Annotated in this window: 14 protein-coding genes; 6 read left to right on the top strand and 8 right to left on the bottom strand. The window is 45.2% G+C overall.

What is annotated here, in order from left to right; genetic code table 11:
* The coding region (locus C7B77_RS07620) for a ribonuclease Z (protein WP_106302341.1) at window positions 1-915 on the bottom strand (915 nt) is incomplete at its 3' end.
* 135 nt (window positions 916-1050) lie between these two features.
* Here C7B77_RS07620 and C7B77_RS30630 point away from each other — a divergent pair.
* Window positions 1051-1758 (top strand): ExbD/TolR family protein, encoded by a 708-nt coding sequence (locus C7B77_RS30630; RefSeq protein WP_219892031.1) that lies wholly within the window; start codon window positions 1051-1053, stop codon window positions 1756-1758.
* Window positions 1759-1975: 217 nt separating this feature from the next.
* Here C7B77_RS30630 and C7B77_RS07610 read toward each other — a convergent pair whose 3' ends face one another.
* On the bottom strand, window positions 1976-5647 hold the full coding sequence (locus tag C7B77_RS07610) for a WD40 domain-containing protein (protein WP_106302338.1): 3672 nt from the start codon (window positions 5645-5647) through the stop codon (window positions 1976-1978).
* Between the two features lie 623 nt (window positions 5648-6270).
* Between C7B77_RS07610 and C7B77_RS07605 the strand changes: the two genes are divergently transcribed.
* Genes C7B77_RS07605 through C7B77_RS07595 form a run of 4 tightly spaced genes read left to right on the top strand, consistent with a single transcriptional unit; the run spans window position 6271 to window position 9522 of the window.
* Window positions 6271-7047 (top strand): MinD/ParA family ATP-binding protein, encoded by a 777-nt coding sequence (locus tag C7B77_RS07605; RefSeq protein WP_106302335.1) that lies wholly within the window; start codon window positions 6271-6273, stop codon window positions 7045-7047.
* Between the two features lie 31 nt (window positions 7048-7078).
* Window positions 7079-8203, top strand: coding sequence for a GAF domain-containing protein (locus C7B77_RS07600; protein ID WP_106302332.1), 1125 nt, complete (start codon window positions 7079-7081; stop codon window positions 8201-8203).
* Window positions 8204-8211: 8 nt separating this feature from the next.
* Window positions 8212-8352: a hypothetical protein gene (locus C7B77_RS29730; RefSeq protein WP_181243750.1), complete on the top strand. Its 141-nt coding sequence runs from the start codon at window positions 8212-8214 to the stop codon at window positions 8350-8352.
* A 9-nt stretch (window positions 8353-8361) separates the two neighbouring features.
* On the top strand, window positions 8362-9522 hold the full coding sequence (locus C7B77_RS07595) for a DUF7005 family protein (protein ID WP_106302329.1): 1161 nt from the start codon (window positions 8362-8364) through the stop codon (window positions 9520-9522).
* Between the two features lie 2 nt (window positions 9523-9524).
* Here C7B77_RS07595 and C7B77_RS07590 read toward each other — a convergent pair whose 3' ends face one another.
* The 6 genes from C7B77_RS07590 to C7B77_RS07565 form a co-directional block, all read right to left on the bottom strand.
* Window positions 9525-10424, bottom strand: a complete 900-nt coding sequence (locus C7B77_RS07590) for a GNAT family N-acetyltransferase (RefSeq protein ID WP_106302326.1) — start codon at window positions 10422-10424, stop codon at window positions 9525-9527.
* A gap of 26 nt (window positions 10425-10450) precedes the next feature.
* Window positions 10451-11203 carry a hypothetical protein gene (locus tag C7B77_RS07585; RefSeq protein WP_106302323.1) on the bottom strand — a complete coding sequence of 251 codons (753 nt, stop codon included), beginning with the start codon at window positions 11201-11203 and terminating at the stop codon, window positions 10451-10453.
* Between the two features lie 73 nt (window positions 11204-11276).
* Window positions 11277-11987, bottom strand: a complete 711-nt coding sequence (locus C7B77_RS07580) for a hypothetical protein (protein ID WP_106302320.1) — start codon at window positions 11985-11987, stop codon at window positions 11277-11279.
* A 1-nt stretch (window position 11988) separates the two neighbouring features.
* On the bottom strand, window positions 11989-12543 hold the full coding sequence (locus tag C7B77_RS07575) for an aspartyl/asparaginyl beta-hydroxylase domain-containing protein (protein WP_106302317.1): 555 nt from the start codon (window positions 12541-12543) through the stop codon (window positions 11989-11991).
* Between the two features lie 91 nt (window positions 12544-12634).
* Complete coding sequence (locus C7B77_RS07570) at window positions 12635-12928, bottom strand: Nif11-like leader peptide family RiPP precursor (RefSeq protein ID WP_181243749.1); 294 nt, start codon at window positions 12926-12928, stop codon at window positions 12635-12637.
* Window positions 12929-13257: 329 nt separating this feature from the next.
* On the bottom strand, window positions 13258-16626 hold the full coding sequence (locus C7B77_RS07565) for a type 2 lanthipeptide synthetase LanM family protein (RefSeq protein WP_219892029.1): 3369 nt from the start codon (window positions 16624-16626) through the stop codon (window positions 13258-13260).
* 536 nt (window positions 16627-17162) lie between these two features.
* Here C7B77_RS07565 and C7B77_RS07560 point away from each other — a divergent pair.
* The gene (locus C7B77_RS07560) at window positions 17163-17498 is read left to right on the top strand and encodes a Nif11-like leader peptide family natural product precursor (protein WP_106302308.1); all 336 of its coding nucleotides are present in this window, start codon (window positions 17163-17165) and stop codon (window positions 17496-17498) included.
* Window positions 17499-17621: the final 123 nt, after the last annotated feature.

The following is a 17621-nucleotide window of genomic DNA, read 5'->3' as shown; positions in this document are numbered from 1 at the left end:
CTCGTGCGTCGTCAGATCGTAAGCCATCTTCGTCTTGGGAAAAATCGCGCGTGCAGCTTGCAAAAGGTCGTCTAACACGATCGGATTTCCCGGCGCGTAACGGGGGCTAAAATGAGTCAAAATTAGCTCCTTAGCTCCCGCACCCAGCGCGACTTGGGCAGCCATCGTCGAAGTAGAATGCAGCCTGTCAAAGGCCATATCGGCATCCTCATGGGCGAAGGTAGATTCATGAATCAACACATCGGCATCTGCTGCTAATTCGATCGAGTTTTCACAGAATACGGTATCGGTACAATAGACAAATTTGCGCCCGATTTCTGTCTCGCCACACAACTCGCGACCATTAATGACCCGACCATCTGCTAAAGTAACGACTTCTCCATTCTTTAACTTGCCATAAATCGGCCCCGACGGAATCCCTAATTCTTTAGCCTTCTCAAGATTGAATCTTCCCGGCTTGTCGGTTTCACTTACCCGATAACCATAGGCTGGTACCTTGTGCTTGAGCGGAATGCAAGTAACGGTAAAATCGGCCTCTTGATGTACCACTCCCGGCTCGATCGTGTGTACCTTAATCGGGTAGTTAAAATGAGTGTAAGAATACTTTTGACATGCCCGTAAATACTCATCCAATCCTTTGGGGCCATAAATATCGATCCGATCCGGACTACCCGCCATTCCATAAGTAGCCAACAATCCCATCAGCCCAAAAATATGATCGCCATGCAAATGCGTGACAAAGATCCGCCGAATCTGGCTAATTTTGACATCGCAGCGTAACAACTGATGTTGAGTAGCTTCACCACAATCGAATAGCCACACTTCCGCCCGTTGGGGGAGATTGAGTGCGATACTAGAAACATTGCGCGCCCTAGTGGGGACACCCGACGATGTGCCAAGGAAGGTAATTTGCACGTTATTGGATGCTAAATTATAAAATGCTATCCCAAAAATCAGTCGATCGGACTTCAATTTAGTCTTTAATTATAAAGGATCGAAACAACCGTTTGAGAGTCTGCGCTGCAACTGCGAACCCCTAAATTTCAACTTATGAAGATAAATTCTGGTAATACCAACGAAGATCCGAGAATCGAGCTAGTGCCACTGATCGATGTAATTTTTTGCATTTTGACATTTTTCTTGATAGCTGGGCTTCAGGTCGCCAGACAGCAGGCAATTAGCGTCGATATTCCCGCTGCTAGCAGTGGTACGCCAGCCGCCCGAGAATTGCTGATGGTCAGTCTCAATGATGCCGGACAACTATTTCTCGAACAGCAACCAATGTTGATACCCGGACAATTGGTCGAAGCTGTCAAACAGTACCGTCAAGCGCGTCCCAATAGTTCGATCGTGTTATACGCTTCCAAACAAGTCAGCTACAATAAGGTCGTCGAAGTCCTCGATGCGCTTAGAGGCGTTGCTGGCGATCGCGTTGCACTAGCTACTCTACCATCTAATACCGCCGCCCCGACGCCACCAGTCATCCCCAATCCCACTTATGGATACCCCTACAATCCTTACAATCCTTATCAAGGCGTCAATCCAGCCACAACCGTACAGCCAAATACTGGGGGTACGACTCCAGCACCAGGTGCTGCGACACAGCCAATCCCAGTCGCGCCTACAACTACGACACAGCCAAGTCCTGGCGTAACTCCTGCGGCTACAACACAACCAAGTCCTGCTGTAACTCCTGCGGCTACGACAACTCCCGCAGTTTCTCCTCCGGTGGCTCCTAGTAAATCGCCCAAGCCTTAAATTAATCGATCGATCGTTTGAATCGATTCAGAGCTAAACTAAGCACGCTTGGGAACTAGACTTTTTAGAATTATGCTATATCCCCGACTTCTCCCAGAAGTCGGGGATATGTCTTCTAGCTTCTCGATCCGCAAAGTCCGTATTTAACCGTTTGCAGTGGATTAATTGTTATAAAGGCAAAGCATTTTATCTCACTTCAGTGAACTTTCGCCGTCATTTACTCTACAGCACCTAAAAATTTCAAAGCCTCTCTCTGCATGGCAGTCAAACCTTTGGCACCAGTAATACACATCCCTTCATAAGGACGTTTGGTTCGCAATCGCTCGATACATTTGCCGAGTTTGAGATCCCAAAGCTGGATGGTTTCATCTTGACCGCCGCTGGCGACTATTTTGCCATTGGGACTAAATACCACCGACCACACCCAACTCTGATGAGCCGGAATTGTTTGTTGACATTTGCCTGTATTGGGGTTCCACAGTTTCACTGTCTGGTCGCAACTACCGCTAGCTAAGATTTTGCTATCGGGGCTAAATGCGACTGACTGCACCCAGCTCGTATGTCCCAGCAAGATATTCTTACATGCTCCCGTCGCCACATCCCACAACCGAATCGTACAATCGCAACTGGCACTGGCCAACAGTTTGCCATCGGGACTAAAAGAAATTCCTTGCACCCAGCTCGTATGTCCGCTCAAGGTGTAGATGCATTTACCGCTGTGCAAATCCCACAACTTAATGGTTTTGTCTTCAGAAGCACTCGCTAGCAGCCGACCATCAGGGCTAAATTGGACAGACCACAACCACCCCGTGTGTCCCTCTAAGACTTGGGTACTGTTCCCGGTAATGATGTCCCACAAGACGATCGTACAATCACCGCCACAACTTGCCAGCGTGAGTCCCGAGGGACTAAAGGCTACGGCACCAACCCAACGGCTATGTCCCTGCAATGTTTTGAGACATTGACCCGTCCCGACATCCCATAATTTGATCGTATAATCGCTACTGCCACTGGCTAGATATTTACCGTCGGGGCTAAATGCTACGGAACAGACCCAACCTTGATGTCCGGTTAAGGTTAAAGAATTATGGGAAGTGGTTGAAGTTCGAGTATCTCCTAGCTGCCAGATCCGGACGGTTTTATCTTCGCTACCATTGGCGAGAGTTTTGCCGTCGGGACTAAAAGCAACCGATTGAATCCAGCTACCATAACCTTGCCAAATATCGATGCAGCTACCCGTGCTGACTTCCCACAAGCGCACGGATCGATCTTCGCCGCCAGTGGCGAGATTTGTGCCATCGGGACTAAAAGCGACTGAGGTTAAGAGGCTATTGTGACCGTGGAGCGTTTTGAGGCATTGTCCGTCGGCGACACTCCACAGTCTAACCGTGCGATCGCCACTACCGCTGGCTAGTAGTTTACCATCGGGATTCCAGGCGATCGAGCGCACTCTTTGAGTATGTCCGGTCAAGGTACTCACGCATTTGCCCATGGTAATGTCCCAAACTTTGACCGTGCGATCGCCACCACCACTAGCGATGAGTTTACCATCGGGACTCCAGGCGATCGTCCGCACCCACAGTTGATGTTCGGTGAAGATTTGCCGACATTCTCCTGTCGCCAGATCCCAAAGTCTGACACTCTTATCTTCGCTCCCGCTGGCGATAGTCGTGCCATCGGGGGAGAAAGCAACAGCCCAAATATAACTTTGATGTCCTGACAAAATTTTGAGACATTTACCACTGCGAGTATCCCACAGGCGAATTGTGGCATCGCTGCTGCCGCTGGCGATCGTTAGGCTATCGGGACTAAACGCGATCGATCGGACTCGTTGATGGTGTCCGGTGAAGGTTTTCAAACAACTACCATCGAATGGATCCCACAATTTTACTGTGAGGTCGCTGCTAGCACTAGCGAGCATTTTGCCATCGTGACTGAAGGCGATCCCATGCACCCAGCCTGCGTGCCCCGTACAACAGAGAATCGGCTCGCCTGTGGCAATGTCCCAGAGATAGATTTGCCCATTCACATCTCCTGTGGCTAGTAATTTGCCATTGGGACTATACGCTAGGGCTAAAATACTAGTTAATTGTTTGGCAAATACCGATTCGCTCAAATCTGCACGAGCAAAGTTGACATTTTGTAAATTAGTTTTTTGGAGACAGCCCGATCGGACAATGAGATCGGAAAAATCTGCTCCACCGATTTCGACTTGAAGCTGACACAAGAGATTGATAATATTTCCAGCCGCATAGCCTGGTTCTGAAGTTTGATGTTCGCGCAAATTTACGAGAATTTTTTTAAACTTCAGATAAATTTTTTCGGAACCTTTATATTTCACTAATAATCGTGCCAGCAATGGTTTGATAATTAGTTTGATTTGGGCTTGTTTGAGATATTCTTTGGCTGTGGATTTTAGTAAGGGATATAGGTCTAATAGTAGAACTCTCTCGCGATCGATCTCATCAATAATTTGCTCGATCGTTTTGGTTTGCAAGTATTCTCTGACTACAGGTTGCAAAAAGAATTTATTGTTTTTCTTCTCTAATAAAGAACGATGCAAAAGTGATTGAATAGTTTCAATTGTCTTATTGGCTGGAATTCCTGGATAGGTTCCCAAATGAAATTCACTCTCTTCGAGCGATCTTTGTTCGAGTGCCAACCAGTATAAGAATTTTTTCTCGGAATCTCGCAGTCGATTGAATTGTTGGTCTAAAATATCGCTAATCTCTCGACAAATTAATGATTTACTCTTAATAAATTCAGAAATATTACCATTGTATAAATCTGCTGCTATAGCCGAAACAATTTTGAGAGCTAAGGGATTACCACCATAGTTATCGATCGTCGCTTGCAAAGATCCTGCCGATTCTAAAAAGCAGCCTCTCAATTGTAGTAGCTGCTGTCCGGCTTGAAAATTTAGGCCAGCTAATTTCATCGATCGAACGGGTAATACGTCTCCTTGCATTAAAGCGATCTCTTGCGGCTGTTCGCGAGTAGTTAGGAGCAAGCAACTCTGATGGTTACACTCGCCAATTCGTTGAAAAAATATCCGGTAATTCTCGTAATCTTCTTGATATTGTCCGGCAATCGTACCACTTCTTAACAGCGCATCAGCATTATCTAAGATTAATAGACATCGGTTTTTTTTGAAAATATTAATCAGCAGTGAAATTTGCTCTTCTAGTCTGATGGGTAAAGTATCGTTCGTTCCTTGAGTCAAAGATCTGAGCAAATCGAGTACCAGTTCTGATAAAGGTGGTGCGGGTAATAGCGATCGCCAGATCGAATACTGAAAATGGCGATCGATTCGTTCGGCTAACTTAATGCTCAAATGGGTTTTACCAATTCCCCCCATCCCTAATAACACCACCAATCGACAGCTATCGCCGACGATCCATCGCTCTAAGGTTGCCAATTCCTCAATCCGGTTGTAGAAAATGGACACGTCGGGCGCATCGCCCCAATCTCGGGATGTGTGTCGCTCCGCGATCGCGGTTGTGCGGACGATTGGTAATGCCTTGACAATTGTCTGAGTTGATGATGCTGGCATTTCGACAAGTTTATCGGCTGCGGTTGTCAGCGATAAATTCTCTGCGGCGATCGATTGCAGATTTACGCGATCGCATTGTCGCTCCAAAGCCGCTCGAAAATTAGTTTTACTCACTTTTTCGCCACACACTTCCGACAGCATTTGCCATAATTTTGGCCCCACATCTTGCTTGAGATAATTGAGCGAATAACCGTGGGTTTTGGCGATATCATCGTAGCGTAGGCGCGGATCTGACAACGACGAATCTAGCAAGAGCCTTTGCACGTCGCTCAGATACTTACCTTTTTTTGTAAACACCAAAGCATCTACAACGGCTAAAGCTTGTTGAGTGTCCATAATACAATAGATCTCAGTGATGTGAGCTACACAAATGATACTCGGAAAGGAAATTCGAGAGTGGGAAGTGAAGATTAAAAAAGGAGAGATTTTATCTCATACAGTATGCACTCTAAAATCTGTTGTCAAATATACATTCAACTAAGTCAATCTTTGAAAATAACTTTTAGATCGAGAGCGATCGGCTCTGCTGGTAACCAAGATCCGCAGATCCAAGCGATAAATTCGCTCGGGATATTTTAATAAACCTAGCCGAGCCACCTACCAGCTTGGCTGTGGCCGCTGCATTCGCGCACGGCATTTTGTCAACGACAAAGTTTTTGGATCGCTGAATGCCGGAGCGGGTGAGGATTTAGATAGATACAGTTTTAGAGCGCAGTATTCCACAATTAAAACATTTTTAGGTAGATTTGTTACAATGTAGCAACAATTTTAAATAGTATCTATTCTCTCTGCATAAAATAATATATAATTCAATTAAACCATTTAAAAAAAACAAATACTACTCTGCTGGCTCTGAATGCTGTGAGTAGGAAAACTCAGTTTTTATACTACTCATTGAAGTAGCCCACTCGCACTTCAGGTACTCTATTTTTGTTACTTTATTAGGACAATCGATCGGGATGGCCAAAATTATTTCGATTCATTCTTATCGGGGTGGCACTGGCAAGTCGAATACGACAGCCAATCTTGCGACCTTAGTAGCTCGCGCGGGCAACCGGGTGGGGATTATCGATACAGACCTTCCGTCTCCTGGCATTCATATTCTGTTTGGACTGGTAGATAAACAGCAAGAGCGCACGCTCAATGATTTTTTGTGGAAAAAGTGCAAAATTACCGATGCCGCCTATGATGTCAGTGCGGTGCTGCAAGGTCAAGGCACTCCCAATAGCAAAATATATTTAGTCCCGTCTAGTATCAAAGTCAACGATATTTCGCGGGTGTTAAGAGAAGGATTCGACGCCGAATTATTATTCGATGGCTTTCAACAGCTCATCAAAGATTTAAAACTAGATTATCTATTTATCGATACCCACCCCGGTCTCAATGAGGAGACTTTATTGTCTTTGACCGTATCGGATACGGTGCTGTTGATTCTGCGCCCCGATCGTCAAGATTTTCAGGGCACAGCCGTGACTGTAGACGTGGCGCGGCGGCTGAAAGTCCCCAATCTATTTTTGATCGTAAATAAGGTACTACCCGAGTACAATTTCGCGCAAATTCGCAAAACAGTCGAAGCTAATTACAATGTTCCTGTGGTGGGCATTTTACCCGACTCAGCCGATATGTTGCGATTGGCCAGTCAGGGGGTGTTTGCAATTAAATACAACAACCATCCCATCAGTCAAACTCTCCAAGCAATGGCCAGCGAAATTATCGGCAAAACAGCTACGATTTAATTAATAGCCATAGCAGATCTAATCGACAACCGTGCCTTATTTAATCTACGCTCCTGATACCCCAGATCGGCGAGTTTACGAACTCAAGCCAGGACTTAACACTCTCGGTCGCGAAATCGATAATACCATTGTCTTATTGGGTGCAACCGTATCCCGCCATCACGCCGAGATTCACGTTACCCCTACGGGTACGACAATTAAAGATTGTCAAAGTATCAATCATACTTTTGTCAATCGAGTCCAAGTCGAAGTTGATGACTACCAGCTTCACGACGGCGATCTGGTACGCTGCGATACCTTTGAGTTCAAATTCGTCCAGCAAATGACTTCCTCAGGCCCTCAGCCTCTACCGATCGGTAACAATCGCGAATTGGCGATCGAGAATCTCAAACAAATTCCACTCCATCAATATTCCGAACCACTCGAAGAGTTAGTAAATAAAAAAACTGCTAAAAATGCTGACCAGAGCGAAGGTGCTGCGGCTCCGATCGAAAGTCGGGAGCAAAATACAGTTAATAAGCTCAAAATTCTGTTAGAAGTTAGCAAGCAACTCTGGTCGCCCGACGAACCCGACAAATTACTCCACAAAATTCTCGATCTATTGTTCCAAATTATGAACATCGATCGAGCTGTAATTCTGTTAGTCGATCCGGATACGCAGCAACTCGAATTAAAAGCCGCCAAGTCAAAGGCTGGAATTCCCGAGGATCCGCATTCGTACAGCCGCAAAATTGTCGAGCTTGCCTATCAAAGTGGCGACGCGATCGTTACCCAAGATGCTAAAGACGATGACAGGTTTAATGATTCTGTCTCGATTATTCGGCAGGTAATTCAAAATTGCATGTGCGTTCCGTTCAAAAATTATACAGAAGTGATGGGCGTACTATACGTTCACAATTCATCATTTTCGGTCAGCTATACTCACGAAGATCTAGAGTTTTTGAGTGCTTTGGCCAACCAAGCCGCCGTAGTCATTCATATGTCTAGCGAGTTTCACAAACGCGAACAGAAGCTCAAACAACAAGTGATGGAATTGCAAATTCAGATCGACCAGGAACGTAAAGAAAACGAACTAGCGGAGATTATGAGTCTCGATTCTTTTCAAAAGTTACAAGAACGTGCTGAAAAAATGCGCAATAAACACAATCTTACCTAAAAATACATATGCTATTTTCTCAAACAATCTATCTCTTGCAACAAAGCTTCAATCTAGGTGAAGCCGTTCAATACAGCGTTGGCATAGTTGTTATTTGTCTAGCCATCCTGATGGGATTGTGGCTGCCAGGAATTTTAAAAGAGAGGTAAGCTCGACCAATGAGTTATTTGCAGTTTTGGACAGAGACTTTGGGAGCTTATGGAGCTAGCGAGTCAGAAACGCTGGAATTGTTAACTTACAATCAAAATATCTTCGATCCCAGTCTCCTCACCCATTTGGACGAGCCACAGCCCGAACTCTATTTAGCCACATGGGCAGAATATGTCCAGGCAGCGGCTAACATTGGGGCTGATGCTGCCTTGAAACCTCATCTGGTGCAGTTCCAATTTCCGATTCTGGCGGGGATAAGTACGACGCCAGAGTATCGCGCGGCAACGCGCAAGGGGGAGTCTACCGCCGCGATGGCGACAGCGGTAGGATTGACGTTGCTCGAACCAGAACGACTCCAACTCGATCTTCATCCCACCTTGGCAGGTGAGATTCCAGTCTTAGTTGCTGGCAACCGTGCTGATTTTGTCAGCTTGGTGCAGGCGTTGACGAGACGGAACGAACCCGAACCAATTCCCGACTCGATGGGTGCTTGCATTGTCAGTGGCTATAACAACTGGCATCGAGTGCGCCAGTACCAGCAACAATGGTTGGAGCAAAACGCGCAAGGCGATTGGGCGGTTGAGTTTCAGGAATTAATTAAGCGTCCAGAACTGTATCGCGATCGGTTTATTTTGCTCAGTCGGGGAGCTTATAGTAATGTAGCGGCTAGTGAATTGGGACTTGGGGCAGAAGAATGGATCGAACTGTCTGGCAAAATTCGCCGCGAACACGAATCCACTCATTACATTACGCGCCGTTGGTTCGGCTCGATGCGAAATAATATTCTCGATGAAATTATTGCCGATTATCGGGGCATTGTGGCTGCAAATGGTGAATATCGGGCGGACTGGTTTTTACGTTTTGTGGGTTTAGAAGCCTTTCCTAATTATCGTGCGGGGGGAAGATTGGAAAATTACCGAGGCGAGCCGCCACTTTCGCCTGGAGCGTTTATAGTTTTGCAAAGATTGGTCAAAGCCGCTGCCGAAAATCTCGAACGGTTCGATCGAAAGTTCGGCCAGTCGGCGAGAACTAGAGAATCAGAAATCGCCATTTTAATCGCGTTAACTACTCTCAGACTGGAAGAATTAGCTTCAGAGCGAGGAGTAGAGCTAATTGAAACAGCCACGATCGCGAGCGACTCGCGATCGAATTCACTTGACAATCCCTAGACCTAACCATCTGTTAAGAATTTAAAAGTACCTCTGCGTTCGGCTACCGAAATTAAATATGGAGCCAAACGATGCTGGACGAACTTAAACATCGCTTCGTGAACTGTCGGCACAATCCAGATGCCATAAGGAACATTCTGTTGGACTTGGAGCTTACTTGCTTCTGTATAGAGGGTAATAATTCTCCCCATTTTCTGTAAATCTTTTCTGACGAAGCTACAAGTATAGCGAATCGTATCTGCGGCAATGCGATGGTTGATGACCCATCCTACGACCTGCCCTTGATAGCGTAAACCCAAGCTATTGAGAGGTTCAAAGTTTTCCTCTCGTTCGTATTGAAAGGGAGTCAGATCTTCAGGAATCCAAGGCCGATCTTGCTGTGTCTGCTCGATCGTGGCTCGATCTGCTGGCGTAATTTCAGTCCAGGGAAATAGGCTATATGAATCGGGAAGCTGACTGTATTTATGCATCCAGGGAGCCTCCAAGACTCTCTGAGCGAGTCCTTTGCACACTAGCCTTAGCGTTTGGGGTGCAGACCAGTTGGATGTGCCTAGCAGGTGTTCCAGCATCGGAGTTGTGGAATTGCCCGTCATGTAAGCTAACTTAACTTTAGTACAGTTTCTTGCCAGCAACTCTGCTTCTAGAACTTTGAGTAACTTGGTGCCGATCCCAGCCAATCGGTGTGCGGGATCGACATAAATCGACAAGAGTTCGGCACTCAGGCTATCGTCAGGGCTAATTTCAGCCAACCCCAAACCCACAGGCTGTCCTTGGTCAGAAGCCCCGATCGCAATAATAGATCGATCGGATGCTACCGCATTCAGCAGACTACCGTAGCTGGCAAAGGTCAGTTTCTGATAGGCGATTGCCGTCGAGTCATGCAAAACATTGAATGTATACATTTTCTCCTCTCTATTAACGATCGAATTTACCAATACAATTGCCAAGTCCCTTCACACATCAAGCCATGTCCTTGCAGCGTAATTCTTTCATCATCGATCTGCATATTTGGCATCGAAGCTACTTGATGATACATTTGCCCCGAATGTAATGCTAACTTGCCCACCTCGTAGGAATACAGTTGTTTGGGACTCGAATTAATCCGCTCTTGCAACTGTGCCTCAGATAGATCTGTCGTCTCTTTCAACCATAAATCCCAGACATGCATCCCCGCACCACACTTGGGTAATGAGATCGCCAATGTGAACGAAATCGGATTGTTGAAGTCTAGCCCTTCTTTGGTGCCCCAATCGACGATCGTATGTGGTGTATCGCAATGGATCGGACTGGCGACAATCTCTGGCCGATCTAGCGCGTGGTACCATTGGCGGTGCGTCAAACCTTGCATCTGTCCAAAGGCTGGATCTGCTAAAAAGATATGAAATCCAGGCAGTGCTAATCGGTTTCGATAGCCGACAGGTGCTTGGAGCTGTTCGGCTAGAGCATCGGCTAACCGCTGATACAATTCTCCAAAATGCGCTTGCAAAATTGGATTGTATTCGGTGGCCATTTGATAATAAGGTGTGGGAAATTTAGTAGCAATATCAAAGTAGTTAGAGGCACCTAGTGTATAAAACGGGACAGTAAGATGTCGTTGAATCCACAAATGTTTTAAATCGTCAATGCCCGATCTAATTTTCTGACATTCTTGCTCTGTAAGTAATTCAACAGTAGTAATCATGAAAAATATTCCCAGTCAAAATTTACTGCTTTTATAAAATTGCGGTTATTTAGATCTAATCGATCGTCATCTATTACCAATAGAGTTGCCAACTGCCCTGACAGTATAGGCTGTGTCCTTGTAGCGTAATTCGTTCGTCATCCGCTTGGAGATTTTTGCCAGCAGCGATTTGGTGAACTATATTGCCAGAGTGCAAAACCAAGCTCCCAATTTTGTACGGATGAAAACTCTTGCTGCGGGACTCTATCAGTCCCTTAACTTCTGTTGGCGGACGTTCGATAATTTCGTGATGTGATAAGTCCCAAAGATTTAATCCCCCACCCAATTTAGGTAGAGCGATCGACAGAGTAAAAGAAAGAGATCGAGCGAAATCGATCGGTTCGTCTGAGTACCAGGTAAATAGCTGATGGTTGACGTCGGTATGAATGGCGGCAATCGGCTGCTCGAACTGTCGATCGGCTTGAAAAATATGAAAGCCTGGTAATGCTAAATTTTCGGCATAAGATACCACTGCCTGTAGCTGTTGAGATAGGGCATTTGCGAGCCGATCGTAAAGCCAGCCAAAATGTTGTTGGAGTAGCGGATTGGATTGTCTCGATCGACCGAAATAGTCTTCCTGGTTATTCTGACTGGCATCGAGATAACTGGCGATTCCTAGTGTATAAAATGGCAAAGATGGATGCCTTTGAATCCAAGTATCCTGCAATTTATAAATACTAGAACGAACCTCTAAACATTCTGCTACTGTGAGTAGATCGAGATCGTTAATTATCGAGCCATTCATGTTACTCACAGTTTAAATCTTGCAAAACTTTAACAACTTGAGGAATATTGTGGAAATCATCAGTCTGGATAAAATTGGGCTTTTTAAAGTCAAGTAGTAACACAATTCTCGTAAAGCTGCCACGATTCCAGGCTTCATGCTCGACAGTATCCTCAAATACTAGGCACTTTCCTTCTTGCCAACTTCTGGTTTCGCTACCGACTCGAATCGCACAGTTGTCAGGAACGGTTAATCCTAAATGACAGCGGATAACAGATTGTGTATATCCGACATGCGGAACGATATGGCTACCTGGAGCCAGAGACGAAAAGCCTGCCGTTGTCATGCCAGGAATAGATTCGATGAGCTTAGTCGTTTCTGGACACAAACAGCACTGCTCGTCTAACTTTTTTCCAAAAGCATATAAACCAAAGACATCCCAACCCTCTTTATAAAGAAATTTTTCTGGCCAAGGGATAAAATCTTTTTGATGTAGTTGAGCTAACTCATTCTTAATACTCAACCAATTCGATTCTAAATATTCTATAAATTCAAACCGATCGTTATCGTAAAACATTTTTATAACAACACCATAATTAAATGAGAGAAAGGGAGTTATATAAACTCCCTTTTCAAATGATAATTGGCTTAATTAGGCTGGGCACTCGTTAGCAAACGCTACCCCAGCACTTACTCTTAGTTACGCAGAAGGTAAAACCTTTTGCACGACCACCAGCAACTGCTTCTAACTGCTCCTCACTTAGTTCTGCATCGGGAACTTGTTGAGTCGAAGCGAGATATTCTTCTACAGTTTCAGCATTAAACGTGTAGCCATTTTCTTGGCCGATTTGTACTGCCATCTCTAAGAATTTTTCTTTGCTGCCAGCAGCCTTAAGCTGAGATTGAATTTGTTCGTTACCTTCAACAAAGCGGTAAAAACCTTCTACATTTGCACGACTCATGATTAAAGTCCTCAATAATTTGGATGTCAACAATTTAATAATAACAAGCTCTTTTCTATATTGACAATACATATAAGGTCAGAAAAGTTCGGGAAAGTTATGGACGTTTCAAAAAAAATCAAATTTTTATTATCAATTATCAGCAGAAAAAAGTTACCATGCTTTGGACTCGATCGCGATCGAAAACAAAATATTATTTGAATATTTTTACTATTTATTTAACTTTAAACATAACTTAATGAATCGCAAAAAATGGCGATCTACTGTATCTAAAACAGATCGCCATTTTCGTTAATAATGGACGTAGGAGAATTGCCCCTAAGCGAGTTTTAGTCCCACAGCAGTACGCTGGGGAGTGAAGCGGTGTCTGCTAGCCTCAGTAGCTGGTAGCCAATCCCCGCAGTGCCTTGGAAGAAACTGGGGCTAAAAACAGAGTTTGGTAAGTTCCCGAATAATTGATAACTGCCTGTTTGTTTGGCTCTGTCTATGACTTGAGATCCTTCTTGTAAGGCAGTTGTATAGAGTTGAGGCCGATCGAGTAGTTGCGATGCCACCAATAGCACTTCACATCGGCCTAAATTACCGCAGCAGAGCTGGTCTACATCCTGCAAACTATACTTCTGAGTAGTCTCTAATGCTATTTCGATCTCAGCCAAGATTTCTGCTGTTGGATCGATCGAGAGTCCGCCGAGTCGTCCCAAACCAATCCCAGAGGCTCCATGACACCAGCTCGACAAAAAGACTGAAGCACCCGCAGCAGCGCGGAAATCTGGCCAGTTAGCCGCAGCCGTACAAAAGACACTGCGTTCGTAGGCGATCGATTCGCGCGCGGCTGCTAAATATGTCCGATTTTGGGTAGCGGCATAGAGTCGCAACAGGGCATAAGTGATGCCAGCAGCACCATGAGAAAATCCGGTTAAAGGCTTAGACCCAAAATTGTGCCAAGTTCTCATGGAGTCTACACTAGCGGAGTGCGCGAGTAAATGCTCGCCACAGGCGATCGCTTTATCTAAAATCTCCTGCTGTGCTGTTTCTCGATACAGAGCTAATAAACCTAAAATCGCCCCAGCAGCACCGCCCATCACGTCAAACTGGCGATCGGCGGCAATAATTTCGGCTGTCATCAGATCTGCTGCGACGATCGCTTCTTCAATTAGTGCTGGCAACCGCAGGAATTGACTGGTTTTGACGAGCGAATAGATGAGCGAACCCAATCCTGTCGCGCCACCGATCCCGATTTCTTTGGCAAATCTGGGAGCCAATTCGGCATCCGCTGCGTGCAAAATTTGGACTAAAGGCTGCAAAGAGCCTAAAACTAGGTCGCGGAATTGGTAGCTACCGCTGACAAAATCTAAAGCTGCCAAAAATAAACTAACCCCACACTTTCCGTCATAGAGATCGTAGCTCAGTGGCTGGAGTTGGAAGCGTTCGGCCTGAGGCAGAAACCCAAAACCAATCCAAGTAACACTACCGTCATTGCCCCGAATCGCTCTGGCCTCAATTTCGGCGGCAATTGCCTGGGCGCAATCGATTAATTGTGCCGAGGTGGCGAGTTGCGTGCCGGATTCATCCCCATTCCCGATCGATCCTACCTGTCTGAGATCTAGCTCGTTGACTGGATTTTGAGCGACTTTGGCATAAAAAGCCAATTGGATAATTTCTACTTGGAGGGCTAAATCGTCCTCATTTAGGTTGTGGATTTGAGTGACTACCTTGCGATAGCTAGACTCTTTAAAATACTCTAGAACGCTTTGCTTGACTCCGATCGTCAACGCATCACTATCGGTAATGGCTCCAAAATAGGGAATATCTAATTGCTGCATGGCCGCGATCTCTCCTTGGCAGATCGACAAAACTGGAGATGTCTCGTCTGTAGTGAGAAACGCCCGACTCATAATATCCAGCTCGATGCTCCAGTCAATGCCACTTCGGAGCGAGTCCGGACTCAAGTTCCGTTGTAAAATTGCACCATAAACACTAGTGACGCGGAAAATAAACCGCACGAGCTGCGCTTGAAATGGCTCTAGAGGACTGCCCTGTGCTAATAACTCCTCTTGCCGCGAGAGCAAGAATCGATACATTTGTTTAAACCCAGTCACTAATTCTTCGATGTAGTCATGGGGCGACAGCGCGACGCCATTAAGCACGGGTACATTGGCCTGAATGGGCATTGTCTCAATTTCATATTCCAGACGCATATCATCTGTATTAATCGATTTCCAGACAGGTAAGCGTTTGGGTGACTGTTGGGGATCGACACTACCCAACCCGCTAAAATCGTATGGGCTGCCGTTTTCTTCGCTAAATGCCCAGAATGGCAGCAGCCCCGTGTACAACACTGAATCCTCGAACTGCCGCTCGACGAGCGTCTGGGCTGCTGTGGCTTCAGTTACCGCTGTCATTGGCTTGGCATCGTGATGCAGCAGGGTTTCGAGATCGACTAGGACGAGATGTTCGTTGCTAGCAATTAAATTTTCGTAGTGACAATCAGTTCCGGCTAACAACCGTACTAGGCACAGCAACATCCCCGCTCGCCGATAGAATCGCTGCGCGGCGGCGAGATCGGTGCAGGGCAAATGTTCTACATATTCCACCCATCCGTAGGTATCGCGATCGAGTACCTTAAGAACCTTCAGGTCTAAAAGGACATTTCGCTGATTGCACCACTCTACAAACTGATAATAGGCGATGTCTAAGCCTAGATTTTTGGGTTTGTAGACCAGCTTCAGCCCCGATTCAAAAGTGAAGATTATTACAGAGCGATTTTGATTGTGCGGATCGGACAAAGAAGGCTGAATTTCGACAACCTTTCCTAGCTGTCGCTCGGCTCCAAATTGCTCTGACTGCTGTGGATAGTTGAAAACTCGATCGATTTCACTCAGATCGGCCTGAAGATATTGAATAAATTCGGCTACCGCTACTACCCAAAAATCGACAGTAATTGCGACAAATCTTGCTAAGACAGGATATTTGCTAAAAAATTCTGACCATCCATCTGCGGCAATTTGGTTGACAAAGTCATGATAGTAATCCTGTTTAGCGGCACCTGGTTGCTGCTTAATTACCTGATTTAGCAAACTGTATCCTAATGGCCGAAAGCGGGAAAATTCTAATATTAAAGTTTTTGATAATAGATTTAACAGTCTTTGAAGTAAATCTCGCTCTAGACTCAGGTAAGCTGTTTCAGACAGCAATGATAATAGTGAATCTTCGGCAAACAATGACATTGAATCCAATCGATTGCCTAATTTCTGTCGCGCCATCCGGACGATCGGCAGCAGTAAATCTTCAAATGGCAGGGGATGCTCTGGCTGCGTACAATCTTTAGTTAACTGGCCATTTAAAGCCGAATTAGCAAACTCAGTTGCGATTCGATCGTTATTTTTTACAGAACGAGTAGATTGTAAGATTTCACTCAAAGTCGTAGCCCAATCTGGCAATGGTCGATCGGTTTTGTGCAGATTCGATCCCAGTAATAGTCGCACTCGTTCTAGTTCCCAACCATTGCCATCGAGCCAAAGTTGAAATTTATCCCAATTCCCTTGGGCAACAACTTGACACCAGCGATCTAGGCGGATTTTAGCCTTTGATTCGTCAATTTGGGCTGGATCTAACTGAAGTTCTGCTGCGCTCAACCATTCGGAGATAAAGGTGGAATGGCTGAAAATTGTTGCAATAGTCGATTGGTTTAGTTCCACGTTGTCTGCATCTCGATTGCTGTTCGCTCTAGAAATCTGACGTTAGGATCTCGAAATGGGGTAAATAGTTCGCTGAATCGATCGAAGCATGATTTGAGAAATCCATCTGTATTCGATCCTAAGCCGATTTATTTTGAAAATCAAGCATATAAAGTTCAGTAAAGTTCAGGTTTTTGATTTAAACAAAGTTCGGATAAAGTACAGATTCTTCTCGACCTAAGGTCTGCTGTAGCTTTACAAGGCACTGCGCTCTTAACGCGCGATCGATCTTATCTCGTGCTTGAAATGATTGAAAATAAAGGATTCTAGCAGCTATTACCCATTAGTCGCTCGGTGCTATCTGTTGTGCCTCCTGCTAGATCTGGCATAAAGTTATGTTTTTGTAACAGCTCGATCGATTGGTGGCTTAAGATTTAATTTAGAAATCAGCCCTCAATTACTGAATAAAACAGAATTTTTATGTATTTACTTTTAAATCGATCGTACCTAATGTGTAGTCAGTTAATTTTGATAACCTTTGAATAAGGAGATTGCTCATGAGTGCTGAATCAGTCGGTAAGTTTTTAGAAAGAGTAGAAGCAGACGAACAATTGCAAGAAGAGTTAGCTCAAGTTATTGAGACAGCCGCTAGTACCGCAACTGAAGGTGCCGATCGACAAGGTGCTACTGAGTTGGGACAAAAATACGGCTTTGATTTTTCTTCCGAAGAATTGTGGGCGGAAATTAACAAACGCCAAGACCAATTGAAGGATCGTCAAGGCAGTGGCGAATTGAGCGATGACGAGTTAGAAGCAGTAGCTGGTGGTGGTGAAATTTGGATTGCTACTATAGCTTCTACGATTGGTGCTCTAATTGGCAAAATTAAGTGGTAAGACACTTTTTTAATCTAGTTTAGCTGTTGTGCCTCCTGCTAGCTCTAGTAGGAGGCTATATTTTTGTAGTAATTCGATCGCTTGGCGGCTTAAGATTTACTTTAGAAATCAACTCTCAACTAC

The sequence above is a fragment of the Chamaesiphon polymorphus CCALA 037 genome (assembly GCF_003003845.1).
Lineage (GTDB): Bacteria > Cyanobacteriota > Cyanobacteriia > Cyanobacteriales > Chamaesiphonaceae > Chamaesiphon > Chamaesiphon polymorphus.
The sequence above is the reverse complement of the archived record's forward strand: the minus strand, read 5'-3'. Positions and strand labels throughout refer to the sequence as shown.

Excerpts from the sequence above, each read along its gene's own strand:
- C7B77_RS30630 (WP_219892031.1), top strand. The coding sequence starts at position 1,051 with ATGAAGATAAATTCTGGTAATACCAACGAAGATCCGAGAATCGAGCTA.
- C7B77_RS07610 (WP_106302338.1), bottom strand. The coding sequence starts at position 5,647 with ATGGACACTCAACAAGCTTTAGCCGTTGTAGATGCTTTGGTGTTTACA.
- C7B77_RS07605 (WP_106302335.1), top strand. The coding sequence starts at position 6,271 with ATGGCCAAAATTATTTCGATTCATTCTTATCGGGGTGGCACTGGCAAG.
- C7B77_RS29730 (WP_181243750.1), top strand. The coding sequence starts at position 8,212 with ATGCTATTTTCTCAAACAATCTATCTCTTGCAACAAAGCTTCAATCTA.
- C7B77_RS07595 (WP_106302329.1), top strand. The coding sequence starts at position 8,362 with ATGAGTTATTTGCAGTTTTGGACAGAGACTTTGGGAGCTTATGGAGCT.
- C7B77_RS07590 (WP_106302326.1), bottom strand. The coding sequence starts at position 10,424 with ATGTATACATTCAATGTTTTGCATGACTCGACGGCAATCGCCTATCAG.
- C7B77_RS07585 (WP_106302323.1), bottom strand. The coding sequence starts at position 11,203 with ATGATTACTACTGTTGAATTACTTACAGAGCAAGAATGTCAGAAAATT.
- C7B77_RS07580 (WP_106302320.1), bottom strand. The coding sequence starts at position 11,987 with ATGAATGGCTCGATAATTAACGATCTCGATCTACTCACAGTAGCAGAA.
- C7B77_RS07575 (WP_106302317.1), bottom strand. The coding sequence starts at position 12,543 with ATGTTTTACGATAACGATCGGTTTGAATTTATAGAATATTTAGAATCG.
- C7B77_RS07570 (WP_181243749.1), bottom strand. The coding sequence starts at position 12,928 with ATGAGTCGTGCAAATGTAGAAGGTTTTTACCGCTTTGTTGAAGGTAAC.
- C7B77_RS07560 (WP_106302308.1), top strand. The coding sequence starts at position 17,163 with ATGAGTGCTGAATCAGTCGGTAAGTTTTTAGAAAGAGTAGAAGCAGAC.